This is a genomic window from Streptomyces sp. NBC_00237, from assembly GCF_026342435.1.
Taxonomy (GTDB): domain Bacteria; phylum Actinomycetota; class Actinomycetes; order Streptomycetales; family Streptomycetaceae; genus Streptomyces.
In genome coordinates this window covers 29321-55391 of record NZ_JAPEMT010000004.1, presented here as the reverse complement: position 1 = coordinate 55391, position 26071 = coordinate 29321, and the positions used below count along the sequence as shown (strand labels likewise).

The following is a 26071-nucleotide window of genomic DNA, read 5'->3' as shown; positions in this document are numbered from 1 at the left end:
TGAGATATTCGGAGACAAGGGTGGGGCAAGGGGCGGCAAGCCTCTGGTCAGAAGCCCTGACGACTCGGTACCGGGAGCACGATGTCCACCTCCGTCCGTTCCGCCCGCTGGCTGGTTCCGCTGGTCCTGCTGATCGCCTGGCTGGGCATCGGCGGTGTCCTCGGCCCGTACGCCGGGAAGCTCGGCCAGGTCGCGACCATCGACCAGGCGGCGTTCCTTCCGCAGGACGCGGAATCGACCCGGGCTATTGAGGCCCAGAAGGCGTTCCGTCAGGACGAGACGCTGCCGGCGATCGTCGTGTGGACCCAACAGGGCGGCGGCAAAGGGAAGTTGACCCCGGAGCAGCAGGGAGCCGCCACCCGTGCGCTGGCCTCGCTCAACGGTTCCCCCGGCCTCGTCGGCCGGGCCTCGCCCGCACTGCCGTCGAAGGACGGCGAGGCACTCCAGGGCGTTGTGCAACTGCGCCCGGACCTCGGTGAGGGACTCGTCCCCACGCTCGATCGTGTCAGGAAGGCGGCGGGTGAAGTTCCGGGCGCACAGGCCCAGTTGGCCGGCCCCGCCGCGAGTCAGGCGGACCTGAAGGACGCCTTCGCCGGGATCGACGGGCTGCTGCTCGGGGTCGCGCTGGCGGCCGTCCTGCTGATCCTGCTGCTGGTGTACCGCAGCGTGCTGCTGCCGTTCGTCATCATCGTCGGCGCGGTCTTCGCGCTCGGTCTGGCGAGCGCCGTGGTGTACGTCCTCGCGGACCACGGCGTGGTGCGGGTGGACGGGCAGGTGCAGGGCATCCTGTCGATCCTCGTGATCGGTGCGGCGACCGACTACGCCCTGCTGCTCACTGCCCGCTTCCGCGAAGAACTCGCGGGCGGAGGCGACCGGTTCACCGCCGTGCGGGTGGCCTGGCGGCAGTCGGTGGGGCCGGTGACGGCCAGTGCGGGGACCGTGGCGCTGGGCCTGCTCGCACTGCTGCTCAGCGACCTCACCAACAACCGCGCGCTGGGGCCGGTCGGGGCGATCGGCATCGTGTGCGCGGTCCTGAGCGCGCTGACCTTCCTGCCCGCCGCGCTGGCGCTGCTCGGCCGGGCCGCGTACTGGCCCGCCCGGCCCAAGCCCGCGGGCGGCAAGGGCGGGAGCTCGGGTCTGTGGCAGCGGGTGGCGGCGCTGGTGGACCGGGCTCCGCGCCGGGTCTGGGCCCTCTGCCTGGCCGGGCTGCTGGTCTGCGCGGCGTTCGCGCCGATGCTGACCTCGCGGGGCGTGCCGCTCGACGAGATCTTCGTGAACGACGCCCCTTCGGTCGCCGCCCAGCGCACCCTGGGCGCGCACTTCCCCGGGGGGTCCGGCAACCCGGCCGTGATCATCACGGGTGCCGGGCAGGCCGAGGCCGTGCGGGCCGCCGCCGAGGACACCGAGGGCGTCGCCGAGGCCGCCCCCGTGACCGCCTCCGGCCGACCCGGCGGCGGTGCGCCGTTGGTCGTGGACGGCCGGGTACGCATCGATGCCACCTTCGAGGACGCGGCCGACAGCGACGCCGCGAAGGAGGCGGTAGCCGCCCTGCGGGAGGCCGTGCACGGCCTCCCGGGGGCGCAGGACACGCTCGTCGGGGGATACACGGCGCAGCAGTACGACATCCAGCAGACCGCCGCCCACGACCGCGTCCTGATCGTGCCGGTCGTCCTCGCGATCATCCTCGTCATCCTGGCACTCCTGCTGCGCTCGCTGCTGATGCCGCTGCTCCTGGTCGCCACGGTCGCCCTCAACTTCCTGGCGACACTGGGGGTTTCGGCCCTGGTGTTCCGTCACGTCTTCGGGATGAGCGGCACGGACGCGTCCGTGCCGCTGTACGGTTTCGTGTTCCTGGTGGCCCTGGGCGTGGACTACAACATCTTCCTGATGTCCCGGGTCCGGGAGGAGTCCCTCGTGCACGGCGTCCGCGAGGGCGTCCGCAGGGGCCTCACCGCGACCGGCGGGGTCATCACCTCGGCGGGTGTCGTGCTGGCGGCGACGTTCGCGGCGCTCGGGGTGATCCCGCTGGCGTTCCTGCTGCAGATCGCGTTCATCGTCGCCTTCGGCGTACTGCTCGACACTCTGGTCGTACGGTCCCTGCTCGTACCGGCGCTGGTGCGGGACATCGGGCCTACGGCGTGGTGGCCGGGCCGCCTCAGCAAGCAACCGGCGGTGGGCGCCGACGGCCACAACGGTTGAGATCGCCGGGGGCTGCCGCAGGCACGCCCTGCACTCCCGGCCCTGCCCCGCGACCCCCATGGCCCCAACCCCGCAGACGCCAGAGCCCGAAGGGGACCAGACCCTGCTTCCCGAGCCTGCGCCGCCTGGCATGACCGGGCAGCAACTGGGCGACCTCACCCAGAACCGGGCGGCGCTGAACCAGGCCCGCCCGCAGAGGCCCGCAGAGGCCGGGCTGGTTTCTCAGGGTTCGGTGCCGTCCCCGCCCTGGTCCCCGTCCCAGTCCCGCAGTTGGCGCAGCGCGAGGCCGGTTGCCGACTTGCACAGGAACTCGGCGCGCTCGTAGGACAGCCGCCCTCGGCCGGTCTGCGGGCAGACGTCGGCCGCACCCAGAATGCCCGTCCGCGCCGGGCCAGGGCGTCGGTCGGTGAGGAACACCGGGCCCTGGGTCCGGCCGTCCAGGAGTTCGGACAGGAGCGCGGCCGTTTTCGATCGCCAGGTGATCCACCCGCCGGGCCGGTCCGGCCGCCGGTCCGCGCGGCGCGCTCGTCGCTCCGGCAGGTCCAGGTCCTGGACGTTGAGGGCCAGCAGGGCCGTGACGGTCGAGCCCGACTCGTGCAGCAGCGTCCACAGGGTGCGCTCCCGCAACGAGGCTTCCACCTCTCCCGGCCACGCGGTTCCCGGCGGGACCGGTGCGGGCACGGGCGCCGGTGCGCGGTGACGCCGGGGCGTCCGCTGGGGGATGGCCGCGTCGAGGGCCGGGGTGTGCGCCCACGCCCCGAACGCCCGTACGGCGGCGCGGTGCCGGTTCCAGGTGGACGCCGCCACGCCGCCCCACGAGAGGCGGAAGGCACCGGAGACCTGATCGGCTGTCAGCGAGGTGAGCGGCATCCCCACTCCCAGAGCCAGCCGCAGCCGCCACAAGGTCTGTCCGTAGGAGCGGGCCGTCGCCGGTGCGAGCCGGTCCTGGGCCAGGAACGCGTCGATGGCCTCTCCGAACGTCGGCGTGGACGTGTCCCCGGCCGGGATCGCCTCGGCACGACGCGTCAGGTACGCGCGTTCGGCGGCGTTGCGGGTCAGCAGCGCCGCGCGCTCGAACTCGCGGCGGGCCTCTTCGCCGCGCCCCAGGCGCAGCAGCAGATCGCCGCGTACGCCGGGGAGCAGGTGGTAGTCGCGGAGCGAGGGGTCCGAGGTGAGCGTGTCGACGAGGGCGAGGCCGGCTGCGGGGCCGTCCGCCATGCCCACCGCGACCGCCTGGTTGAGCCGCACCACGGCGGTGGGCAGGAGGCGGGCGAGGGCGGCGTACAGTCCGCAGATCCGTGCCCAGTCGGTCTCCTCGGCGGTGCGCGCCTGGGCGTGGCAGACGGCGATCGCGGCTTGCAGTACGTAGGGGCCCGGCTGGCCGGGCGTACCGGCGGCGCGCGCCCGCAGCATCGCCGCGAAGCCGCGACGGATGAGCAGGGGGTCCCAGCGTCCCCGGTTCTGCAGGTGCAACGGGACCGGTTCGCCGGCGGGGCCGGTGCGGGCCGCCGTACGGGATGCCTGCACCTCCATGAGCGCCACCAGGCCGTGTACTTCCGCCTCGTCGGGTACTGACCGGGCGAGCAGGCGTCCCAGCCGCAGCGCCTCCAGGCACAGGCCGGGCCGCATCAGGTCGTCGCCCGAGGTCGCCGAGTAACCCTCGTTGAAGATGAGGTAGACGACCTCCAGGACGGAGGCGAGGCGTTCGGTCAGCTCGGCGCCGTCCGGGATTTCGAACGGCACCCGCTCCTCGGCGAGAGTGCGTTTCGCCGTGGCGATGCGGCGGGCGATCAGCGGCTCGGCGGTGAGGAACGCGCGGGCGATCTCGGACGCGGTGAGTCCGCCGAGCAGCCGCAGGGTCAGGGCGACGCGTGCCTGGGTCGGTAGGACCGAGTGGCAGGAGACGAACATCAGCCGTAGGACGTCGTCCTGCTCGGAGGCGGGCTCGGTGGGATCTGCGGACCCGGCGGACCCGGCGGACTCAAGATCGTGGTCGACGCCGCCGTCACCGTCACCGTCGAGCCGCTGCCGCTCGGCCAGTTCGTGCGCGAGCGTCTCGCCGTGCTCGGCCGAGCGCCGGTCGCGGCGGATGTGGTCGACGGCGCGGCGCTTGGCGACGGTGGTGAGCCAGGCCCCCGGATTGTCCGGGATTCCCGACTCGGGCCACCGTTCCAGCGCCGCGACCAGCGCGTCCTGTGCCAACTCCTCGGCCACGCCGACGTCGCGCACCATGCGGGTGAGCGCGGCGACGATACGGGCCGACTCCATCTTCCAGATCGCGTCGACCGTGCGGTGGACGTCCGTCACGGACCGAAGACCTGCTGGATCACGCTCTCGCCGTCACCGACGATCTTCCGGAACCGGCGGCCCAGTTCCACCGCCTCCTCCTTGGAGCGGACCTCGATGAGGGCGAAGCCGACGACGGCTTCCTTGGACTCGGCGAACGGGCCGTCCGTGACGGTGATGTCGCCGCCCTCGGAGACCAGCCGGACACCGCCCGGTTCGAGCCCGCCGGTGGCCAGCAGCGCACCTGCGGCGCTCAGTTCCTCGATGAAGGCGCCCATCTCGGCGAAGAGCTTCTCGTCGGGGGCCTTCGCCGTCTCCGATGCCTTGGTCGTCATCAGGTAGCGCATGGTGTCTCTCCGGTTTCGTCCCGCCCGGCCGGATCGCCGGGGCGTACTGATACGTCGTACCGACGATGTGACAGGGAATTCGCTGATTCCCCGTTGTATCAGCGGATCGACGTTGGTGCGAGCCCCACGGAAGAAGTCCGAGGCCCGCCCGTCCTTCGAAGGAGCCCGTCGTGACCACCAGCACCCACATCCCGCAGGCCACAGCCACCACCACAGCGGCAGCCGCCGCCGACCAGGCTCGCCCCGCTGCCCGGCGCGGCTCGGTCGGCACCCGTCGGCTGCTCGCCTGCGCTGCCGTCGCCGGTCCCCTGTGGGTGGCCGTGTCGGTCGCCCAGGTACTCACCCGCGAGGGATTCGAGCCGACCCGGCACGCGCTCAGCCAACTGGCCACCGGATCGCTCGGCTGGCTGCAGATCACCAACTTCGTGATCGCCGGGATCCTGGCCACGGTGGGCGCGGCCGGACTGCGCCGGGTCATGCAGGGGACGGCCGGTGGTGTCGCGGTGCCCCGGCTGGTCCGGGTGGTCGGGGTCGGCATGGTCGCTGCCGGGCTGCTGACGATGGACCCGGCGGACGCCTTCCCGGTGGGCACGCCGGCGGGCATCCCGCAGTCGATGAGCTGGCACGCGTACGGACACATGGCCGCCGGGTCGATCACCTTCGCCTCGCTGATCGCCGCGGGCTACCTGTTCGGCCGGCATTTCTCCCGGCTGGGGAACCGGCGGCTCGCGGTGGTCTCCCGTGTCGCCGCCACGGTGATGCTGGCCGGTGACGCGTGGTCGATGAGCGGCGGCAAGGCGGGCGCGCTGACCATGGCCATCGGCACGAGCGTCATGTTCACGCTGCTCGCGTACGTGGCAGTCCACTACCGGCGCACTGTCTGAGGGCCACCGCCAGAAGTCTTCCTGACCAACAACCGAATGGCCAACAACCAAATGGCCAACAACCAAATGGCCGACAACCGAATGCCCGACAACCGAATGCCCGGCAACCCACGAGGAAGCGAGACAGTTCGATGCGCATAGTGATAGGTGAATTCGTCAGCCTGGACGGCGTCATGCAGGCCCCTGGCGGCCCCGACGAGGACACCGACGGAGGGTTCGCCCACGGCGGCTGGACGCACCCGTTCTTCGACCCGCAGGTGATGGGTGGTGCCCTCGCCGAGTGGGCCGCCGACACCGACGGGCTGCTCTTCGGACGCCGCACGTGGCAGGGCATGGCCGGGGCGTGGCCCGAGCGGGCCGGTGACCCCTTCGCCGACCACATGAACTCGGTAGCCAAGTACGTCGTCTCCCACACCCTGGGTGAAGCCGACCTGACCTGGAACAACACGACCCGCATACCGGGCGACCAGGCACTCGACCAGATCCGGAAGCTGCGTGACACCGAGGGCCGGGACCTGGTGGTGATGGGCAGCCTGTCGCTCGCCCGCACCCTCCTGACCGAAGGGCTGGTCGACGAACTGCGGCTCATGATCATGCCGGTGCTGCTCGGCGGCGGAAAGACGATCTACCCGCCCGACGGTGCGCTGCGCACGCTTGAGCTGATCTCGACCGTGGTCAGCAGCACGGGCGTGCACGTGTGCACCTACCGACCGGTGGCCGCGGGCTAGCCCGCGCACGGGACGGGGTTCTCACAGCGCGGCCGGGAACGCACCCGGCCGCGCTGTGGCGCACCCGAGCGGCCCGGTGGGCATCAACTCTCTTCACCGAAACGGCCGTGAGACACCGCTGGCCAGGGGAATCGTGGGCGTGCCGCACATCGCCTGCCGGTCGAACTCGCGACCTGCGTGCCCGTGCGACACCGTCACCAAGGACCGCTCGTCCAGCTCGCCTCGCGGAACACCGGCGTGCGCATCGCCCGCAACCGCGTCGAGTCCGGCGAGCGCCTCGGCCGACGCAGTCTGGTGATCGAGTGCACGCTGTCCTGGCCGACCGTCTTCGGAACGTGGGATTGATGCCGTGGAGCGCTTGCGCCCGCCGGGGCGAGTCAGTGGCACAGTCGGCCGTCGACGCGGGGCTCTCACCTCTGCGGTGTGATGCCCAAGGACCGGACGAGCTGGTCGAGTTCCTCGCGGAAGAGCTTCTCCGGGCTGAGGGCCTGGGTCTGCAGATGGCCGTAGATCTCCAGTGACACCAGACCGTGCAGATGGCTCCAGATGCGCAGGGCGAGGGCCACTGCGGCCGGAGGCAGCTCGGGGAAGGCCGGGCGGACCTTGTCCAGGAGGCCGGGGTCGAAGTCGGACCACGCGAAGTCGCTGTCCGCGTAGCGGGGTTCGGCGTACGGCCAGGCGGCGGCGGCGAGTGCGGTGATGCCGGTGCAGACGCGGTGGGCGGCTTCCGGGGCGGCGCCGCCCTCGGGGGGCCGGTAGCCGGGGACGGGGTCGCCGTAGATGAGGCGGAAGCCCTCGGGGTTGGCCAGCGCCCAGTTCCTGAAGGCGCGGGCCCATGCCTGGATGCGGGCGGCCGGGTCCAGGGCGGGGGCGGCGTCCCAGGCGGCGTCCACGGTGTCGGCCAGTGAGGTGTAGACGTTCCTGATCAGCGTGGTGACCAGGTCGTCGCGGGTGGCGAAGTAGCCGTAGATGGCGTTGGCCGTCATCCCCATCTCGCGTGCGATGGCCCGCAGCGTGATCGCGTCAGGCCCACCCGAGGCCATCAACTCCAGTGCGACCTTCTTGATTTCGGCGGTCGTCTCGGCCCTCAGTCGCTCGCGGCGCCCCTTGGTGTTTCCCACGCTTCCCATGGATTTCACTCTACAGCGTCACAGTTCTGTGCGCTGTTTCGATACTGCACGCCGTATAGTCTCCGTACGTCGTGAAGGATTGCGGCGGCGGAAGCAGCTAACAGGGGAGAGTCATGCACATCGGAGTCATCGGAGCCACGGGCGGCATCGGCAGTCGCGTCGTCACCGAAGCCCTCGACCGTGGACACCACGTCACAGCCTTCAGCCGCGACGCCACGCGGATCGACGAGGACCGGAAGAACCTCGTCTGGAAGAGCGTCGACGTCCTCGACGCCGACAGCGTCGCCGCCGTCATACCCGGCCTCGACGTACTGATCAGCGGATTCCAGCCCGGAAACGCAGCCAAGGACATCGCCGACACCGTGGCCCTCTCGATCGCCGATCCCACGGTGTACGCCACCGCCGCGCGTGCACTCCTGAAGGCGCTGGAGAGCCATCCGAGGACTCGGCTCATCGTCATCGGAGGCGCCGGCAGCCTGGAGATCGAGCCCGGAGTCGTCCGGGCCGACTCCGACGAGCTGCTGCACGAGACCCTCGACGCGGTCGGCCTGCCGAGGGAGTACTCCGCCGCCGTGCGCGGCCACCGGGACGCCCTGAACGTCCTGCGCACCTCGAACCGGCTGTGGACCTACTTCAGCCCCGCCGAGGACATCGCACCCGGTGAACGTACGGGCCGGTTCCGGATCGGCGGCGACCAGCCGGTCCTCGACGCGGACGGACGCAGCCGCATCTCCATGGAGGACGCCGCCGTCGCACTCGTCGAAGAGGCGGAGCTGCCGCGTTTCGTCCAACGCCGCTTCACCATCGGCTACTGACCGACACCCCTACTGACCGACACCAACGGACGAAGCTGCTGGCGGCTTGGCCGCAACACCGACGCTCAGCCACGGCAGCGGCGTACCGCCCAGCGTGCCGACGGGCCGCCGCCTCGCGTGGATCGAGGCGGCGCATGCCTCCCCGGCACACCACCGGTTCGCGATCCAAGGCTGTGAGGTCCGCTCAGAGGGGCACCCGTACCGGTGCAGCATCAGCCTTCGCTGGTGGACAGTCGGGCGGAAGAGGAGAGCACGCGCATGCGGACTCGCAGTATCGGCGACACACAGGTCAGCGCGGTAGGACTCGGCGGGATGGCGCTGTCCGTCGAGGGCAGGCCGGACGAGCGACAGGCTGTCGCCACGGTCCACGCGGCGCTGGACGCGGGCGTCACCCTCATCGACACGGCGGACGCGTACTGTCTGGACAGCGGCGACTTCGGGCACAACGAGTCGTTGATCGCGCGCGCCATCGCCTCGTACGGTGGGGACACGTCCGACGTGCTGATCGCGACCAAGGGCGGACACGTGCGCACAGCGGACGGTGGCTGGCCGCTCAACGGTTCCCCCGCGTACCTCAAGCGGGCGTGTGAGGCGTCGCTGAAGCGGCTCGGTGCCGAGACGATCGGGTTGTACCAGTTCCACCGCCCGGACCCGGGTGTGCCGATCGTCGACTCGGTGGGTGCGCTCCGCGATCTGCTGGACGAGGGCAAGATCCGCCACGCGGGCGTGTCGAACTTCAGCCCGGCGCAGATCAAGCAGGCCAACGAGATCCTCGGGGGCAGGCTGGCGGCGGTGCAGAACCAGTTCTCGCCCGCCTTCCGGTCGAGCGAGCCGGAGCTGAGGCTGTGCCACGAACTGGACATCGCGTTCCTGCCGTGGAGTCCGCTCGGCGGGATCGGCAAGGCGGGCGACCTCGGTTCGCGGTACTCCGCGTTCGCCGAGATCGGTGCCGCACGCGGAACGAGCCCGCAGCGCGTGTGCCTGGCGTGGATGCTCGCCACGTCACCGGTGGTCATCCCGATCCCCGGCGCGTCGCGGCCCGCGAGCATCCGGGACTCGGCCGAGGCCGCCGATCTCGACCTGAGCGATGAGGAGCTCCGCAGGCTGGACATGTCCTGACGCACTGCCGCACTCGCGGACGGAGCGGACCGGCTGTTCAGTACCGCACGAGCAGCCGTCCGTCCGTGGACGCGGCCCGTACGCCGCGCAGGTCCGCGACGCGATCGAGGCCCTCGGTGGCGCGTACGGCACACGCGCCGACGATCACGGTGAGGGCGCCGGAGGCGCGGGCGGCGAGCACGCCTGCTTCGGCGTCCTCGAAGACGATGGTCTCGTGCGGCGGGACCCCGAGCCGGCCGGCGGCTGCCAGGTAGCCCTCCGGGCTGGGCTTTCCGGCCGTCACGTCATCCGCGCTGACCACCACGGGTGGGACGGGCAGTCCGGCCGCGCCCATCCTGGCCTCGGCGAGTTCACGCCCGGCGGAGGTCACCAGGGCCCAGCTCTCCCGAGGCAGGGACGCCAGGAGCTCGGCCGCACCGGGCACGGCGACGATCCCTTCGGTGTCCACCACCTCCTGGGCGACCAGGCGCGCGGCCTCGGCGGCGATGTCGACACCGGCCGGGGCGAACGCGGCGACGGTCTCCTCGGTACGACGTCCGTGGGAGTACGCGAGGACCCGCTCGGCGTCCAGGCCGTGCTTGCCCGCGAACGCGTGCCAGGTGCGCTCGATGACCGCCGTCGAGTCGATGAGCGTGCCGTCCATGTCGAACAGCAGGGCCGCCACGGAGACGGTGGTGGGGACGGGGCGCGCCATCATCTTCCTCTTCCTGCCTCTGTCGAAAGATCGGGAGGGTCGGGGGAGCGGTGCACCGATGACATCCGTAACTCTGGGCCGTGCCGGGCTGCGCGTCGGTACGCGCCGCACCCGCCGACGGGGCCGTCGCCGTTCGGTTCCTTTCCCGACCGGTCGGCTGAACGAGCCCACGCGGCCCGGTGGTCGTCTCAGGCGAGCCGTGCGACCAGGTTCTCGTAGTCCTCGGCGAGCCGTCGCATCGAGTAGCGCTCCAGCACCCCGGCCCGCGCCCGCTCGCCGAGTTCCTCGCGCAGAGCCGGGTCGTCGAGCAGTCTGGCGAGCGCCGCGCGTACGCCGTCGAGGTCGGTGGGGTCGACGAGCAGGCCGTTGTGGCCGTCCCTGATCTGCAGGCGCAGGCCACCGATCGAGGACGCGACCACCGCGCGGCCCTTGACCATCGCCTCGGTCGCGGTGAGCCCGAAGCCCTCCTCCAGGCTCTTCTGCAGCACGACATCCGCCCGGCGCTGCAGCGCGTTCACCACGAGCGCGTTGTGTTCCGGCTGTTGGAGGGAGATGTTCACCACATGCACCCGTGTGCGGTCCGCTTCCGGCAGCCCGGCCAGGGTCTCGTGCACCTCGGCGAGGACGGCCAGCCCTTCCGGGTCGTCGGGGATCTCCGTGGGGTCGGTGCCGGCGAGCACGAGATGCACGTCTTGGGGGAGGCCGACGATGCAGCGCGCCACGCCGGGCATGTCCTTGAGCCGGTCCCACCGCGACACCTGGAGCACGACCCGCGCGTCGTGCGGCAGCGGCTTCTCCTGGGTGACCGTCACACCGGCCGGGACACGGTCGGTGGTGAGACCGGTCTCGGCCAGCACCGAGGTGACCTCGTCCCGCGTGAGGTCCCGGTTCTTCGTCGCCGTGGGATCGACCGCAGGAGGGATCACGAACGCGTTGCGGACGCCGGGCGGAGCGAACGCGGGCATGGTGGTGACCACGGCGTCCAGCGTGGCGAGTTCGGTGGCGAATTCCCGCCAGAACGCGCCGGGCCCGCGTTCGGGCGGGACGTCGGCACCGATGTGGCAGTGCCACACCACCCGGGCGCCGGTGGCCTTGACCGCGGGCGCCAGACCGAGCGTCTGGGGGTCGTGCAGGACCACGACGTCCCCGTGTGCGACCCGCCGCGCGAACCACTCGCTCTGGGGCGCGAGCGTGGCCCGGTAGGGGCGCAGCAGCGCCGGATCGTCGAGCAGACCGGGGTCGGCCCGCCCGTGCAGCAGGTGGTGCAGGTACTTGGTCAGCGCGTAGAAGTCAGCGGTTCCGGCGATCACGGCCCACCCCGCGTGCTGATGACGTACGAGTCCGCGCAGCAGTTCGGAGACACCTCCGCCGGTCGCTGTCGAGTTGACGTGCACGAGCAGGGGTTTCTCAAAACCGGGTTGGGTCTCCCAGACCGGTGTCAGCATCACAGTGCCTTTCCAGGTGGGGGAACGCGCCCCACCACGCAGCGCGTACCGGCGCCGATGATCCGGGCCGGCGGACGGCCGGTCACGAGGGCGTGCCTTCGGCGCCGATCAGGCGGGCCCCGGCGGACAGGACGTCGACGGGGGAGAGGCCGTCGAGTTCGGCGAGCCCCGGGGCCCGCTCACTGTGCAGACAGGCGTTCCGTGGTCGGCAGGCGTAGTCGCCGACGTTACGGGGCACCGGCTGGACCAGGTGAGGATCCGCCCCGCACAGCTCGGCGAGGTGGCGGGCCCACTCCGCTCGGCTGAGCCGGCGAGGACCGCCCAGGTGGAGGATTCCGGTGTGACCGGAGCCGAGCAGCGCCGCAGACCAGGCCGCCACGTCGTCGACCAGCACGGGGGTGTTCCAGTGGTCGTCCGGCACCGGGACCGGCTGTCCGGCCCGCAGGCGCTGCAAGCAGGTGGTGAAGAAGTTCGGGCGCAGGCCGACCGGATCCCAGCCGTAGACCAGGCTGACCCGCAGCGCCAACGCGTCGCCCATGGCCAGCAATTCCTTCTCGGCGGCCAGCTTGGCACGCCCGTAGGCGTTGGCCGGCGCCGGAGGCTCCGATTCGGCATGGCTGTCCTTGTGCCCCGCGAACACGTTGTCGGTGGAGATCAGCAGGGTACGTCGGCCGCCGAGCGCGGAGGCGAGGTGCGCCGCTCCGCCCGCGTGCGCCGCGTACGCCTGCTCGGGATGGTGTTCGCACCAGGTGACGTCGGACGGCCCGTGCACGACGACCGCCGCGTCCGGGCGGGCCTCGTCCACCAGTTCACGCACCCGCGCCGGGGCGCCGATGTCGACCGGGGACCACGCCAGGCCCTTCGCCTCGGGCGTCCCGGGCGGACGGCGTGAACTCAGCGTCGGGTGGTGGCCGTCCGCCCGCAACCGGCGTCCGATGTGCACGGCGAGGTAACCGGCTCCCACCACCAACACCCTTGACTTGTCGCCCACTGTCTTCTCCTCCAGGGTCACCTGGTGACGTTCCGTGGCCGTACTGGTTCGCTGTATTCACCTTGGCCGGGAGGGCGGTGTTTTGCAGACCTGAGATCCGGTTCCGGCCATGCGCGGAGCGCCTGTGTGCCGGGTGGGGCGCTGAGGCGGTTCGTCCGGTGAACGCGTCGAGGGCAGCTGATTCGCGTTGTCCCGGGTGTCCGGCCCGGTGCGTGACCGTACCCCCGCAAAGGTGTCCGGATCTGACCGATAACCGTGGTGTCCGCATCGGTAGCCTGGCCGTCGAACCGCGACACGGAGGTGCGTCGACCCGCGCGACACGGAGGTGCTGGGAGTGACTTGCTGGGCTGTTGACGCCGGTGGCAGCAGTACGACGATCATGATCGCGGACGGCAGCCGATGGCAGTACGGCTCGGTCAATCCGGCCTCGGTCGGCGCGGCGACCGCCCAACGGCAACTGGGCGAGGTCTTCGGCGCGTTGGCGGACCGGATCGGCTCCCGGCCCGTGTTCGGCTGGTTCGCGACCGCCACCGTGGACGCCGGTACGCCCGAGCCGGAGCTGGACCGGCTGACCGCCCTGGCCGCCGCGGCGGGACTCGCCGGGACGCTGGTGATTTCCCGTGACATCGTGCCGCTCCTGGCCGCACAACCGCTGGGCGGCCGGGGCGTGGCCGTGGTGTGCGGCACCGGGTCGGGCTTCCTGGCCGGTGACGGACGCACCACCCCGGTGGCCGTCGGCGGATGCGAGTACCTCGGCAGCGACGAGGGCAGTGCGTTCGGCATCGGCCTGGCCGGGCTCCGGGCAGCGGTGCGCGGGGCGGACGGCCGGGGCCGGCCCACCGTGCTCGGCCGGGAACTGGCCCTGGCGTTCGCATCGTTCAGCGGGACGATCACCGAACTGGCCAGGGAGCTCGCGGGACGACCGTTTCCGAAGGCGGCCGTCGCCGCGCTGGCGCCCGCCGTGTGCCGGTGCTGGCTCGACGGCGACCAGGCGGCCGGTGAGGTGATCGGCGCGGCCCTGGACGAACTGGTGACCGGGGTGCGCGCGGCGCGCGACCGCGCCGGGCTCACGGACGGGCCGTGGTCCGCGGTGCTGTCCGGAGGCGTCCTGCGCGGCTGTCCGGAGTTCGCCACCGCGCTGGCCGACCGGATCACCGCCGAGCTGGGCGCGACATCCCGCCCCACCGTGGTCGACGACCCCGCGGGGGCGGTGCTCTCCGCGGCCGTCACGCACCGGGGCCGCTTCCCCGAGACCCTGGCGGGTCACTGGGCCTGGCCCCGTCGACTGGAGACAGTGACATGAGCGATCTCGCCGCTGGACCGTCGGGCTCGCACGAGCCCGTACAGGTCGGCCTGTGCCTGGCCGCGCTGTCCCCGTGGGGACTGGCCAAGGCGGCGGCGACCGCCGCCGAGACCGGTGCTGGCGTCGTGGACCTGCCCGTGGACCGCTGCTTCGAACTGGTGGACGCCGACCGGCTGGCCGACCCGGCGCATCACCGCGAGGTGGCGGCCGTGCTGCGCAGGGCCGGTGTCCGGGCCGGCTGTGTCAGCAACAGCCGTGACACCCAGCTCGCGTTGGGCCCGCACGGGCCGCACACCGATCCGGTCCTTCCCGGATCGGCGGCGGACAAGCGGGCGTACGGCCTGCGCGCCGCTCTGGGCACCGTCGCGCTGGCCGCCGGTGTCGGGGCACCGCTGGCCAGGCTGATGCTCGGGGTGCCGGACCTGGGCAGGTGGCTGTCCTGGTGGGGCAGCGAGGTGTCCTGGCGGGACAACGTCTCCGCATGGCTGGAGGCGGCCGCCCCCGCGCTCGCGCTCGCCCGCGAGTCGGGCGTCCAGGTCGTGGTGGAACCGCACCCCAAACAGGTGGTCTACGACCCGGCCAGCGCCCGGGCGTTGCTGGCCGCCGCGCCGGAGGTGGGGCTCTGCCTCGACGTGGCCAATATCGCGGCGGTCGGGCACGACCCGGTGCTCGCCGCGCGGGGCTGGGGCGACCGACTGGCCGCCGTACACGCCAAGGACCTCCAGGTGTGGCGCCACCCGGAGGACCCGCACGGAGCCGGTTGGTCGCGCTACGGGCCGGGGCCGCCGATCCGGTTCCGGGCGCTCGGCTGCGGCGAACTGCCGTGGGCGGAGACCGTCGCCACCCTGCTGGACGAGGAGTACCGGGGAGTCGTCTACGTGGAGCACGAAGACGCGCTGCTGCCGACCGAACAGGGCATCGCCACGTCCGTGTCCGTACTGCGCGCGCTGCTGCCGACCGGGACGCCGCAGGGCCGTACCTGGTGAAGGTGGCTGCGGAGAATACCGTGGGTGGCCCGCCGAGGGGCGGCCTCGTGTGTGGTTGACCCAAAAATCCCCCCGCCCGCGCCCGATCCGGGCATTCGATCAAGGGTGACGGCAGATCACGTGAGGCGTCCTGGGGAGACGCCGCACCCACCTCCCGTGGCCGGACGACGACGCTTACCTGCGCGGACGCGACCGGACTCCCCTCCGACTCGCGCCCGGCCCCCGATCGGGGGCGGACCGCACGGTGATCAGCTTCGCCGAAAGGAAAGAGCCGAACAGCATCCGGGCTGTTTTCCTCTCGGGCGAGTGGCTATTCGCTCCCCATGGAAATCAACACAGACCTCATTTCTCCACCCAGGACAGGCTCGGGATCCTCGGAAACCGGACGGGCGACCAGCCAGATCCGGTTACGCGACCGGCTTCCGTTACCCCGCTCCCCGGAAGGGGAGGTGACAGCGACCGCCGACCGGCACGACGGGTACACGGTGTCCGTCTGCCGGGACGAGCGGACCGCGGTGGCACGGCTCCGCGAGGAGATAGACGGCCGACGGGTGGCTCTGATCACCGACCGGACCGTGGCAGGGCTGCACGCCAGCCGCCTGGCGGACACACTCGCCGAGGGCGGTCTCGACGTCGCCACCACCGCGTTCCCCGCCGGCGAGGCCAACAAGAGTCTGGCGACGGCCACCTCGTTGCTGGACTGGCTGGCCGGCACCTCGCTGGCCCGGCGCGACATCGTGCTGGCCGTCGGCGGAGGCGTGGTCATCGACACCGTGGGCTGGGTGGCCAGCGCGTACATGCGCGGCGTCCCGTACATCAACGTGCCGACCACACTCCTCGCTCACGTGGACGCGGCGCTCGGCGGCAAGGTCGCGGTCGACCATCCCACCGCGAAGAACCTCGTGGGCGCCTTCTACCAGCCGAAGGGCGTCGTCTCCAACGTCGGCTACCTGCGGACGCTCGATGCCCGACAGCTCCGTGCCGGACTCGCCGAAGTGATCAAGAAGGGCGTCATCGCCGCACCCGAGCTGTTCGAGTTCATCGAGCGTCGTTACGACGACATCCTGGCCGTCGACCCGGAGACCACGGCCTTCCTCGTGCACGGCGCGACCGCCGTCAAGTGCCGCCTGGTGGCCAGGGACCCGTACGAGCGGGACCTTCGGCGGCCACTGAACTTCGGGCACACCGTCGGACACGCCGTGGAGACGGTCACCGGGTACGGCCCCGTCCTGCACGGTGAGGCGGTCGCGTTCGGCATGGCGTGCGCCGCGCGCATCGCCGAGCGGCGGGGACTGCTGGACGGGCGGACCAGGACGCGGCTCACCGACCTGCTGACGGCGGTGGGACTGCCCGTCGTACTCGACGACCTGCCCGTGCGCATCGACGTGCCGGACACCGTGGGCGCGCTGCGGCAGATCCGGAAGATCCGCGACGGCGGGCTGCGCTTCGTCCTGCCGGTCGCCCTCGGCGAGACGGTGATCGCCGACGACGTCACCGACCGGGAGATCCGTGCCGCGATCACGGCCGAGGCCGACAGGCCGTGGCTGCGCACCGGCTGAGCCGACCTCGGAAGGAGGCGGAAGGAGATGGCGATGCCCTCACAGGGACTGCGGGCCGACGTCGTCGTCGTCGGGGGCGGCGCCGCCGGCTGCGCGCTGGCCGCCCGGCTCAGCGAGGACGACCGCCGCTCGGTGCTGTTGCTGGAGGCCGGTCCGGACTACGGGCCCTACGGGGAGAGCCGGTGGCCCGCCGATCTGCTGGACTGCCGCTCTCCCGCGCGCAGCCACGACTGGGATCCCGACGAGCCGCCGTACTGTGCGCGGGGCCGCGTGATCGGCGGTTCCTCGGTCAGCAACGCCTGCTGGACCACGGTCGGCGCCCCGCCCGACCACGACGCCTGGCGTGCGTACTCCGGCGGTGTGTGGGACCACGCCACGCTCGCCCCGTATCTCAGCGAGGCCGTGCGCCGCCTGCGGGTGCGTGACGTTCCGGAGGCGGACCGGGGTCCCTGGCCCCGGGCGGTGGTGGCGGGAGCCGCACAGATCGGCCTGCCACCGCTGGCGGACGTCAACGGCGACGACGCGAAGGAGGGCGTCGGGTGGGTGCCGCTCAACGCGGTCGGCCACATCCGGTGGAACGCCGCGTTCGCCTACCTCGACCCGGCCAGGAACCGGCCGAATCTGCGGGTGGTGGCCGAGGCCCCGGCCGTACGACTGGTGATGCGGGGTGAGCGCGCCACCGGGGTGGAGATCGTGCGGGACGGCCGCACCGAGACCGTCATGGCGGACACGGTGGTGCTCGCCGGGGGCGCCTACGGCAACCCGCCGCTGCTGATGCGCAGCGGCATCGGACCGGAGCCGGTGCTGCGCGGCCTGGGCGCACCGGTCGCGTTGCCGCTGGCCGGGGTGGGCGAGAACCTGATCGACCATCCCAAGGTCCACCTGCCGCTGACCCCGACCGACGCACTCGACATGCCGGTGCGCGACGTGTACATGGCCCAAGCGGTGATCAAGGCCAGGTCCGGCATGGCTGCCGACGACTACTGGGACCTGCACATCGTGCCGACCGCCGGTGCGGGCGAGGACGAACTCGGCCGCTACGTCGGCCCGTTGGCGGCCAACCTGTACGTGTTCGTGCTGAGGCCCCGCTCCAGGGGCGTCGTGCGGGCACGCTCACTGGATCCGCTCGCCGCGCCCGTCATCGATCCCGGCTACTTCACCGACCCGGAGGGCCACGACCGGCGGGTGGCCCTGGACGGCGTCGAACTGGCCCACAAGGTGGCCGAGACGGCCCCGGTGAGCGAGTTGGCCACGCTCGCTCCGTGGACACCGGCCCACCGTGAGGCGATCGGCGAAGCGGCGGGCGGGTACTGGCATCCGGTCGGCACCTGCGCGATGGGGCCGGCCGACGACCCCGCTGCTGTGGCGGGCGCGGACGGGCGGGTGCACGGTCTGTCCAACGTGTACGTGGGGGACGCCTCGCTGATGCCGGTCATCCCCCGGGCCAACACGCACCTGACCACGGTCGCGGTCGCGGCGCGGCTGGCGGAGTCGATCCGGTGAGGTACGGGGCGACCTTGCCGCCGCGGCCGTGGCAGAGTGCGACGCCGCAGCCGCAGCCGCAGCCGCAGCCGCAGCCGCAGCCGTGGCCGGGTTCGGGTTCGGGAGATGCCCCGGGCACGCCCGGGCCCGGGGCGAGGGCGCGGCCCACCCATACGGCTGTGGGCGCACCCAGCGGGTCACCGTCCCGGCGGACGGGGCGTCGGCGTGCCGGGAGCGCCACCATCCATGCCCGCCCCCCAGTGGCGCGGGCCGACAGCGTTCAGGGAAAGGTCACCAGGTGCGTTCGGGGCGGGTCTCCGTGTTCATCGTCTTCGTGCTCAACGGCGTCATCGCCGGTTCGTGGGCGCCGCGCATGCCGGCGATCGCCGAGCAGATCGGCGCGAGCCCCGGGGCGCTCGGCCTCTCACTGCTGGGCGCCAACCTCGGCCTGGCCATGGCGGCGACGGTCGCGGGGCGATTGTGTGCCCGCTGGGGCGCCCCGGCCATCGTGTTCGTGTCGGCCCTCTTGGCGGCCTGCGTGCTGCCCGTCCTGGCGGCCGTCGGGTCACCCCTGCAACTCGGTCTCGTTCTGGTGCTGCTCGGCGCGTCCTTCGGGCTGTTCGACGTGTCGATGAACGTCGCCGCAGTGACCGTCGTCCGTCGCGTGAAGCGGCCGATGATGCCGCTCTTTCACGCCGGGTTCAGCTTCGGGGCGCTGGCCAGCTCGCTCGGTGCCGCGTTCGCCTCCGGCCGAGGTGTCGATCTGTTCCCGTACTTCGCCACGGTCGCCGCCGCCTCGCTGGCCGTCACCGCCGGCGTCATCCGGTACGTGCCACGGGAGCAGCCGACCGCCGACACCGACGGGCGGGGCGGCCAGGGCGGACTCGGCCGGGGCATGCTGCGTCGCCCGGTCCTGTGGCTGCTCGGAGGCGTCGCGTTCCTCGCCGCCATCGTCGAGGGCTCCAACTACGACTGGGCGGCGTTGTTCGCGGTCCGCGAGCGCGGCATGTCCGAGGCGGGCGGCGCCGCCATGTTCTCCGTCTTCTGCCTCTCGATGGCGATGGTCCGGCTGTTCGGCGAACGGATCCAACGCCGCTTCGGCGCGGTCAGGATCCTGGCCGCCGGGTCGATGATCACTGGAGTGGGCCTGCTGACGACGGCGAGCGTGCCGGACGCCTGGTTCACCCCCCTCGGTTACGTGCTGGCGGGCACCGGGGTCGCGCTGGTGTTTCCGGTCGTCCTCGACCTCGCCGGCGAGGTCGGCCGACGCGGCGACGGCACCGGCGGTGAACGAGAGATCGGGTTCGTCACGGGCATCGCGTACACGGGCTTCCTTCTCGGACCTCCCATGATCGGCGGTGTGGCGCAGTGGACGACCCTGTCGCTCGCCATCGGTTTCGTCGGCATGGTCGCCATGCTGATCGTGCCGGTCGTTCTCGCCGCGAACGCCGCCCGCCGCCGCGAGGAGCAGGCCGTTCACGACGTCCCGAGCACCACCGAGCCCTCTTCCCGGTGAGGCCCCCACCGGCCCGCTGACGGCAGCACCCGACTCTCCGTCACCGTATACACCGCATACACCGCATACACCGCATACACCGCATACACCGCATACACCGCATACAATGCATCGCTCAGCGCCGGTGGACGTCGACAGCCAGGCTGAGAACGGCGGCTCCACCACAGCCCGGGCTGCACCGGGCGTGCTCCGTACGCCCGGGGCAGCCCGGAAGCGACCGCGCACCGTTGCCCGCCGTGCTCTGCCCGCCGAGGGCATACAGTGTGGCGCCGGGTGACGCGCACGGCCGGGTGCGCCGGTTCGCTGCCCCGCGGCTTCGCTCCCAGCCGCGCGCCGCGACGCGCGAGCGCCGTTCTGTTCCGGTTAGGCGAGCAGGGCCGCCACGCCGTCCATGATCCGCTCCATGCCGAAGTCCAGCGGGTCCCCGTCTTGTGGCAGGAAGGCACCCTCTGCGACCGCCGACGTGAGCGCGGGGAAGCGGTCCGCGTGCTGCTTCAGGACGTCGGCCGTGAGGTGGGCCCACTCCTCGTTCGCCGCTTCGTCGTGTTCGACGGTCTGCTGGGCGATGTTGCGGATGTGGCCCACGAGCAGCAGGAACGTGTCATGCCGCTGCGGGGCCGACAGGCCGGTTCCGGCCAGCACGGCCAGCGCGGTGTCCAGCCAGCCGAGTTGATGGGGGCCCATGATCTGGCGACGCATGCCGGTGGCCGTCAGGATCCACGGGTGGCGGCGGTACACGGCCGAGCACTGGCGCGCCCACTCGGTCAACTGCGGGCGCCAGCCGCCGGGGAGGTGAGCGACGGGGACCGGTGGGCCGATCGCGAGGTCGACCATCAGGTCGACGAGTTCCGTCTTACCGGGGACGTACCGGTAGAGCGCCATCGCGGTGACGTCGATTCCCTTGGCGACCCGCGCCATCGAGACCGCGTCCAGGCCCTCCTTGTCGGCGATCCCGATCGCCACCTCGGCGATCCGGTCTGCGGTCAGCGAGGGCTTCGGGCCGCGGCTCGGCTGCCCCTTCTCGCCCCACAACAGCGTGAAGCTCGCTTGCGCGCCGCCCTGTTTCCCCGTCGCCTTCCGGGGCTCCTTCGCGCTCATCCTGAATCCCTCACCGTTACCTGTTGACGCCTCACACTTACTGTTTATATCGTATAGCCAACTGCTTACGGCATACACAGTTCGTGAACACGGATCTCAGGGAGTCGTCATGATCGCCGCCATCGTCGCCACCTCCGCCGCCGCATTCCTCGCCGCGCCGACGGCCGGAATCCTCGGCCACCGCGCCCTGAAGCGCTCCCGCAACGCCTCCCTCATGAAGATCGACAGCCCGAACGGCATCGACGAGCGAGGCTTCGTCCGCATCGGCGGCATCGACCAGTGGATCTCTGTCCGCGGCGAGGACCTGGCCAACCCGGTCGTCCTTGAGCTGCACGGCGGGCCCGGCGGCTCGACCGCGATCTTCGGGCCGCGCACCAGATCCTGGGAGAAGCACTTCACGATCGTCCGCTGGGACATGCGCGGCACCCTCAAGACCCTTGGCCGCAACGGCGCCGACGGCCAGGGAGAGATGACCTTCGACCGGATCTACGCGGACGCGATCGAGGTCACCGACCACATCCGCACCCGCCTCGGCGTCGACAAGGTCGTCCTGCTCGGCCACTCCTACGGCAGCGCCTTCGGCCTGCGGCTCGCCCGCGCGTTCCCCGAGCGCTACTCCGCGTACGTCGGCACCGACCAGAACATCCACGACTCCGGCCGCGACAACTCCGTACACCAGGCACTCCTTGCCCGACTGCGGGCGACCGGAAAGCACAAGGAACTCGCGGCGGTGGAGGCCCTGGACGCCGACAAGCACCGCTGGACCCCCCGCGAGCGCGCCATGCACGCCAAGCTGCTGGCGACCAGCGATCCGCTGACCCTGGACACGATGAAGAAGGTCGTCATGGGGTCCCTGTGGCTCTCGCCGCTGCACTCGCTGCGCGAGCTGGGGCACTTCGTCAAGGGCATGAGCTTCTCGGAACAGGTCACCGCAGGCACGTCAGGCTTCGACGACTGGGAGGACGGCACCGCATTCGAGATCCCGTTCTTCCTCTTCCAGGGCGAGAAGGACGTCCTGACGTCGCCCGACCTCGCCCGCCGCTTCTTCGACGACGTCCAGGCCCCGGCCAAGGACTTCGCACTGATCGACGACTGCAGCCACTTCGCGGCGTTCCGTCGGCCGGAGCGGTTCCTCGAACTGCTGCTGGCTCACGTACGGCCGGTGGTTGTCACCGACGAGTCAGCTGCTGCAGCAGCCAACTGAGCAGGTTCGGCCACTCCATGAGCACCGCCTTTGATCGTCAGTCCCACGCGTTGAAGAGCAGTCCGCCCAACGTGGTGACGCCGTAGGAGCGAATGTGGCGCCACTCGTTCTTGGAAAGCACCGAGGTGTCCAGGTCGGAGAGGGACGTGGCGAGCTGTTCGCTACTCAGCACCACGAAGCCTGCTTCGGCGAAGGGAGAGGCCCACGGCGGAGGGGAGAGAAACTCCTCTGCGTACCAGTTCCGGCGCTCTTGTGCGAAGGCAATCCAGGGGTGATGGGCGTGACACAGGATGACGCTCTCACCAGTGCGATGGACGACTGACGCGGTATGGAAGGACAGAGGAGACTCCTGGCCCTCGATCTCCCCCACTTGGCCTTCGGCGACTCGGGCAGCGGCATACAAAGCGGCCCGGAACGCACGCAGGTCGGTTGCCGGAAGAGGGCCGTCCTTCGGCGCGAAGAAGCCCGTCGCGCCCCTCGGCAGTATGAAGCCCGTGTTCCCCACATCGGTCATGTCGCTCATCTTGCCTGGTGCGAGAGCCAATTGGTCCGCAGGGTGACACGGGAGCCGACGGCCCTCAGGGCGACGCGGGTGCTGTCGGCGCTGTGGGTGCCGCAGACCCGGAGGCGACAAGAACGACACCGGAGCCGTTGGTCCCGCAGGGGCAGCCGACGCGAAAGGCGACGCAGGAGCTGTCGGCCCCGCCGGTCCGACCGGACCGACCGAACGGCGAGAACCACAGAGGACACCGCCTTAGCTTCGTGTGGTGAGTCGTGTGAGTGCCGTGTCGTAGCGTGCTTGGACTGTCGCGTTCGGTGTTGCCCGCAGGAGCGCGCCGAGGGCTCGTACCGCTCCGTCGTCGTAGCCCGCGGATTCCGCTTCGCGGGCTGCGAGGTCGAGTTGAGCGATGCCCTCCGCGCGGTTGCCGAGTCCCAGCAGTGCTTCCCCCTTGATGGTGAGGAGCAGGATGTGGGGGATGTCGGTGGTGTCCGGCCGGTAGTTGAAGGCCAGGGCGTGGGTCGCGGTGGTGAGGGCCTGGCGCCAGTGTCCGGCGTCGGCTTGGTGGCGGGCGAGGTGCTGCATGGCGAGGCGTTCGATCCTCCGGTCGTTGCTCGCGCGTGCCAGCTCGGCCGCGCGTTCGCAGCTCTTCGCGGCGTCGTCCAGGCCGCCGAGGGCGGCTTGAGCCATGGCCAGCACGATCAGGGCGTTGGCCTCGGCGAACGCGTCAGCGGCTTCGGCGGCGAGCGCGGTGGCCGCTTCCAGATGGACGAGCGCCTCCGGGGTGCGTCCTTCCTCGGTCAGGACCCAGCCGAGGACGTTGAGCACCCGTGCTTCGCCGTGCGGGTCGGCGTCGGTACGTGCCGCCGCGAGGGCGGTCTCCAGGAGCGGCACCCAGCCGTCCCGCACGCGCCACACGATCAGCGGCCACATCGTCATGACGATCCGCCACGTCCTGCCGTGCAGCGCGGCGGCGTGCGCCGCGGCGACCGCCCGTACGAGGGTGTTGCGTTCGGCGGAGTACCAGGCCACGGCGGCGGACCGGTCGGCGAACTCGCGTACGGCGGAGGGCGGCGAGAAGTCCGCCAGCAGCGGGAAGCAGTCCTCCGAGCCGGGTTCAGCCGCCGCGACGGCACCGGTGGCGGCGGTGATGTAGTAGTCGAGCACGCGCTTGAGCGTGTCCGGGTGGGCGTCCAGGCCACGCGCGTAGAGCCGCACGAGGTCGTGCATCGTCCACCGGCCGGGTGTGGTCTCGGTGAGCAGGTGCGCGACGGCCAGACGCTCCAGGGCCGCATCGGCGGCCGTGGGGTCCGTGCTCGCCAGGGCGGCGGCCGCGTAGCGGTCGACGTGCGTGCCGGGGTGGCGGCCGAGGGCGGCGAACAGAGGGGAGACGTGTGCGGGCAGCTGTCGTACGGTCAGGCGCAGTGCGGCCCTGACGCCGGTGTCCTCCAGGTCCAGCAGGCTCAGCCGGCGTGTCTCGTCCGACAGCTCGGCGGCCATTTCGGCCAGGGTCCAGTCGGGCCGCCCGGCCAGGCGGGCGGCGGTCACCCCGAGGGCCAGTGGCAGCCCGCCGCACAGCTCGCCGAGCCGGAGCGCGGCGGCGGGCTCGGCGTGCACCCGGTCGGTGCCGAGGATCCGGGCCAGGAGCGTGGTGGCGTCCTGGGGTGTGAGGACGTCGACGGCGACGGGCCGTGCGGCGTCGGTGATGATCAGTCCGGGGAGGCGGTGTCTGCTGGTGACGACCGTGACGCAGCGGTCTCCGCCGGGCAGGAGGGGCCGGACCTGTTCGGAGTCGCGTGCGTTGTCGAGTACGACGAGGAGCTGGCGGTCGGCGGCCAGCGACCGGAACAGTGCGGACGCGCCGTTCTCGGACTCCGGTATCCGGCCGTGGGGCACGTCGAGGACCAGCAGGAACTCGCGCAGCACTTCGATGGCGGCCACCTCGCCGGTGTCGCTGAAGCCGCGCAGGTCGGCGTAGAGGCGTCCGCCGGTGAGTCCGGCAGGATTGTGGTGGGCCCAGTGCAGGACGAGGGCTGTCTTCCCGACCCCGGCAGGCCCGATGACCAGGCAGACGGGCGCCTCGCCCGCAGTGGCCCGGGACAGAGCGGCGAGCTCCGCCGTCCGGCCGTGAAAGCCGCGCGGGGCACGCGGCAGCAGATCGGGCGTGCACCTGGGTGCCGCGGCGTCGGGCCTGCGTACCGCGGCGTCCGGTGCGGCGGCAGGCGGCGGGGCGTCCGCCTGCCGGGCCGGGCGGGGACGGCCCAGGCTCGCGACCCGTTCCAGCTCCCGGGCACCGGTGGCGTCGAGCTTCAACGCGGTGGCCAGGGCCTCCACGGTACGGCGCTGTGGTCCCCGGGCGCGCCCGCGCTCCAGGTCCGACAGGGCCCGAACGCTCACTCCCGCCGCGTGTGCCAGGTCCTCCTGGCTGAGCCCGGCTCTCGTCCGTAGACCGTGCAGGTGCTCACCGAACCCGCCGGTGGCCGGTGTACCGGTGCTCATTCTCGACATATCCCCTGATCCGTGTGGTCCGGCAGAACACCGGAACCATCCGGCAGAAGTATGACAAAGACATTACTTCTGCCGGTGAAACTGCCTGGGCCGCCCCGTTCCCCTCCGTTTGACTGAAGGTGCTTCGGACGGAGAGCCAGCTCCACCGCCCCCGGTCCGTCGCCCTGTGCACGGACCCCCGCACTCGCGGGAGATCTCCGTCGCACGACTCCCCGCTCGTTTTCCCCAGGAGTACCTTCCGCATGAGGCTTTCCCTGTCCGCTCGTAGGCTCATGAGCCGCGTACTGATCCTCACCCTGGCTCTGCTGGCCGCTCTCGGCCTGACCCAAGGGCTGTCCCCGAAGGCGCACGCCGACCCGGAAAGACGTTGGACCCGCATCGACTGGGACATCACCAATCTGCGGCCGGGCACCAGCAGCTTCTCGGCCGGCAACGCCTACGACTCCATGCTGGAGAGCCTGCGTCGTACCGTCAGCCACGCGGTGCACCCCAACTTCCCGCACAGTGCCACCACCCGGCAGACGGGCTACTACGTCGAGGTCGCGCTGATCGACCACACGGAGACCAACAGCCACCGCCTCTCCCTGATCGTCGAGGCGAGCAACCTGTACGTGGTGGGTTACTTCACTCCTCAGGGCAGGTACATGTTCCGCGACCTGGACTCGGCGCCGGTCCGCGCCGCCTACAACGCCGTGTTCCCCGGCAACCGCCTTGAGCCGCGCCACTTCCAGTCGCTTCCGTTCGGGGAGAACTACAACAGTTTCTCCAGGGACGAGTGGCGGATGAACGACTCCTTCCTGGGGCTTCGCGGCGACATCAACCACCTGGCCAACATGCCCGAACGCGCTCCGGGGCAGAACACCCCGCCTGCACTCGCAGCCGGTCGGGCACTCACCTCGGTTGTCGCGGCGGTTTCCGAGGCAGCTCGCTTCCGGTGGATCCACAACCGCATCGGCAACACGATCCGGACCGGCTACGACATGGATGAGAACGGCAGGCAGGACACTCTCGGCCGTTTTGGCCTGGAACTCGAAACCAGATGGAGCAGGCTCTCCGCGATACTGTCGGCCAACCTCCGCAACCGTCCCGCTGAACCCGTCACGATCGACGGCCGGGTGTACCGCAACAGCACCGACATCGAACTCGGCAACGGCCGCCGTGTGCCGGCCCTCGGCCTGGCGGTCGCGCTGGGCTCCCAGTTCTGACGAAACCTTCGTTACCTTCGCTGGCGTTCGGTTCCGGGCGCCGCTGACAGGTGTGACGTCGCCGGGTGTTCAG

21 protein-coding genes and 1 pseudogene are annotated in these 26071 nt (G+C 71.5%); 13 read left to right on the top strand and 9 right to left on the bottom strand.

What is annotated here, in order from left to right; genetic code table 11:
- The first annotated feature begins 81 nt into the window (after positions 1 to 81).
- The gene (locus OG897_RS32735) at positions 82 to 2199 is read left to right on the top strand and encodes an MMPL family transporter (protein WP_266662647.1); all 2118 of its coding nucleotides are present in this window, start codon (positions 82 to 84) and stop codon (positions 2197 to 2199) included.
- A gap of 222 nt (positions 2200 to 2421) precedes the next feature.
- Here the strand turns inward: OG897_RS32735 and OG897_RS32730 are convergent, their stop codons facing one another.
- Together OG897_RS32730 and OG897_RS32725 are read right to left on the bottom strand one after the other, a co-directional pair.
- Positions 2422 to 4506 carry a sigma-70 family RNA polymerase sigma factor gene (locus OG897_RS32730; protein WP_266662645.1) on the bottom strand — a complete coding sequence of 695 codons (2085 nt, stop codon included), beginning with the start codon at positions 4504 to 4506 and terminating at the stop codon, positions 2422 to 2424.
- Complete coding sequence (locus tag OG897_RS32725) at positions 4503 to 4832, bottom strand: YciI family protein (RefSeq protein ID WP_266662643.1); 330 nt, start codon at positions 4830 to 4832, stop codon at positions 4503 to 4505. Before OG897_RS32725 ends, OG897_RS32730 begins: the two co-directional genes overlap by 4 nt.
- Positions 4833 to 5002: 170 nt before the next feature.
- On the opposite strand from OG897_RS32725, the gene OG897_RS32720 reads away from it, so the two are divergent.
- From OG897_RS32720 to OG897_RS32710, 3 genes and pseudogenes are all read left to right on the top strand, one after another.
- Positions 5003 to 5716, top strand: a complete 714-nt coding sequence (locus OG897_RS32720) for a DUF998 domain-containing protein (protein ID WP_266662641.1) — start codon at positions 5003 to 5005, stop codon at positions 5714 to 5716.
- Between the two features lie 131 nt (positions 5717 to 5847).
- Positions 5848 to 6444: a dihydrofolate reductase family protein gene (locus OG897_RS32715; RefSeq protein ID WP_266662639.1), complete on the top strand. Its 597-nt coding sequence runs from the start codon at positions 5848 to 5850 to the stop codon at positions 6442 to 6444.
- Positions 6445 to 6678: 234 nt separating this feature from the next.
- Positions 6679 to 6762: pseudogene (locus OG897_RS32710) on the top strand (IS5/IS1182 family transposase); the annotation flags it as partial.
- Between the two features lie 92 nt (positions 6763 to 6854).
- Here the strand turns inward: OG897_RS32710 and OG897_RS32705 are convergent.
- A complete protein-coding gene (locus OG897_RS32705; RefSeq protein ID WP_266662637.1) occupies positions 6855 to 7574 on the bottom strand; it encodes a TetR/AcrR family transcriptional regulator in 720 nt (239 codons plus the stop codon).
- A 113-nt stretch (positions 7575 to 7687) separates the two neighbouring features.
- Between OG897_RS32705 and OG897_RS32700 the strand changes: the two genes are divergently transcribed.
- Complete coding sequence (locus tag OG897_RS32700; protein ID WP_266662635.1) at positions 7688 to 8389, top strand: NAD(P)-dependent oxidoreductase; 702 nt, start codon at positions 7688 to 7690, stop codon at positions 8387 to 8389.
- Positions 8390 to 8647: 258 nt separating this feature from the next.
- Positions 8648 to 9508, top strand: coding sequence for an aldo/keto reductase (locus tag OG897_RS32695; RefSeq protein ID WP_266662633.1), 861 nt, complete (start codon positions 8648 to 8650; stop codon positions 9506 to 9508).
- A 37-nt stretch (positions 9509 to 9545) separates the two neighbouring features.
- On the opposite strand, the gene OG897_RS32690 is transcribed toward OG897_RS32695, so the two are convergent.
- The 3 genes from OG897_RS32690 to OG897_RS32680 all read right to left on the bottom strand — a co-directional run bounded on the left by OG897_RS32690 (position 9546) and on the right by OG897_RS32680 (position 12659).
- Positions 9546 to 10205 (bottom strand): HAD-IA family hydrolase, encoded by a 660-nt coding sequence (locus OG897_RS32690; protein WP_266662631.1) that lies wholly within the window; start codon positions 10203 to 10205, stop codon positions 9546 to 9548.
- Positions 10206 to 10390: 185 nt separating this feature from the next.
- Positions 10391 to 11647: a glycosyltransferase gene (locus OG897_RS32685; RefSeq protein WP_266662629.1), complete on the bottom strand. Its 1257-nt coding sequence runs from the start codon at positions 11645 to 11647 to the stop codon at positions 10391 to 10393.
- Positions 11648 to 11729: 82 nt separating this feature from the next.
- Positions 11730 to 12659, bottom strand: coding sequence for a sugar nucleotide-binding protein (locus OG897_RS32680; protein WP_266662627.1), 930 nt, complete (start codon positions 12657 to 12659; stop codon positions 11730 to 11732).
- Positions 12660 to 12963: 304 nt separating this feature from the next.
- Here OG897_RS32680 and OG897_RS32675 point away from each other — a divergent pair, with 304 nt between their 5' ends.
- From OG897_RS32675 to OG897_RS32655, 5 genes are all read left to right on the top strand, one after another.
- Positions 12964 to 13941, top strand: a complete 978-nt coding sequence (locus OG897_RS32675; RefSeq protein ID WP_266662625.1) for a BadF/BadG/BcrA/BcrD ATPase family protein — start codon at positions 12964 to 12966, stop codon at positions 13939 to 13941.
- Positions 13938 to 14927, top strand: coding sequence for a sugar phosphate isomerase/epimerase (locus tag OG897_RS32670; RefSeq protein WP_266662623.1), 990 nt, complete (start codon positions 13938 to 13940; stop codon positions 14925 to 14927). The genes OG897_RS32675 and OG897_RS32670 overlap by 4 nt, the downstream gene beginning before the upstream one ends.
- A gap of 449 nt (positions 14928 to 15376) precedes the next feature.
- Complete coding sequence (aroB, locus tag OG897_RS32665; protein ID WP_266662621.1) at positions 15377 to 16486, top strand: 3-dehydroquinate synthase; 1110 nt, start codon at positions 15377 to 15379, stop codon at positions 16484 to 16486.
- Between the two features lie 33 nt (positions 16487 to 16519).
- Positions 16520 to 17989 (top strand): GMC family oxidoreductase, encoded by a 1470-nt coding sequence (locus OG897_RS32660; RefSeq protein ID WP_266662619.1) that lies wholly within the window; start codon positions 16520 to 16522, stop codon positions 17987 to 17989.
- 277 nt (positions 17990 to 18266) lie between these two features.
- Entirely contained in the window at positions 18267 to 19484 is a 1218-nt protein-coding gene (locus tag OG897_RS32655; protein ID WP_266662617.1) for an MFS transporter, read from the top strand.
- Positions 19485 to 19847: 363 nt separating this feature from the next.
- On the opposite strand, the gene OG897_RS32650 is transcribed toward OG897_RS32655, so the two are convergent.
- On the bottom strand, positions 19848 to 20582 hold the full coding sequence (locus OG897_RS32650) for a TetR/AcrR family transcriptional regulator (RefSeq protein WP_266662615.1): 735 nt from the start codon (positions 20580 to 20582) through the stop codon (positions 19848 to 19850).
- A 109-nt stretch (positions 20583 to 20691) separates the two neighbouring features.
- Here OG897_RS32650 and OG897_RS32645 point away from each other — a divergent pair, with 109 nt between their 5' ends.
- Positions 20692 to 21786, top strand: a complete 1095-nt coding sequence (locus OG897_RS32645; protein WP_266662613.1) for an alpha/beta fold hydrolase — start codon at positions 20692 to 20694, stop codon at positions 21784 to 21786.
- Between the two features lie 37 nt (positions 21787 to 21823).
- Here OG897_RS32645 and OG897_RS32640 read toward each other — a convergent pair whose 3' ends face one another.
- Together OG897_RS32640 and OG897_RS32635 are read right to left on the bottom strand one after the other, a co-directional pair.
- The gene (locus tag OG897_RS32640; RefSeq protein ID WP_266662611.1) at positions 21824 to 22300 is read right to left on the bottom strand and encodes a hypothetical protein; all 477 of its coding nucleotides are present in this window, start codon (positions 22298 to 22300) and stop codon (positions 21824 to 21826) included.
- Between the two features lie 240 nt (positions 22301 to 22540).
- A complete protein-coding gene (locus OG897_RS32635; RefSeq protein WP_266662609.1) occupies positions 22541 to 24784 on the bottom strand; it encodes a helix-turn-helix domain-containing protein in 2244 nt (747 codons plus the stop codon).
- A 281-nt stretch (positions 24785 to 25065) separates the two neighbouring features.
- Here OG897_RS32635 and OG897_RS32630 point away from each other — a divergent pair, with 281 nt between their 5' ends.
- Complete coding sequence (locus OG897_RS32630) at positions 25066 to 25998, top strand: ribosome-inactivating family protein (RefSeq protein ID WP_266662607.1); 933 nt, start codon at positions 25066 to 25068, stop codon at positions 25996 to 25998.
- Positions 25999 to 26071 lie beyond the last annotated feature (73 nt).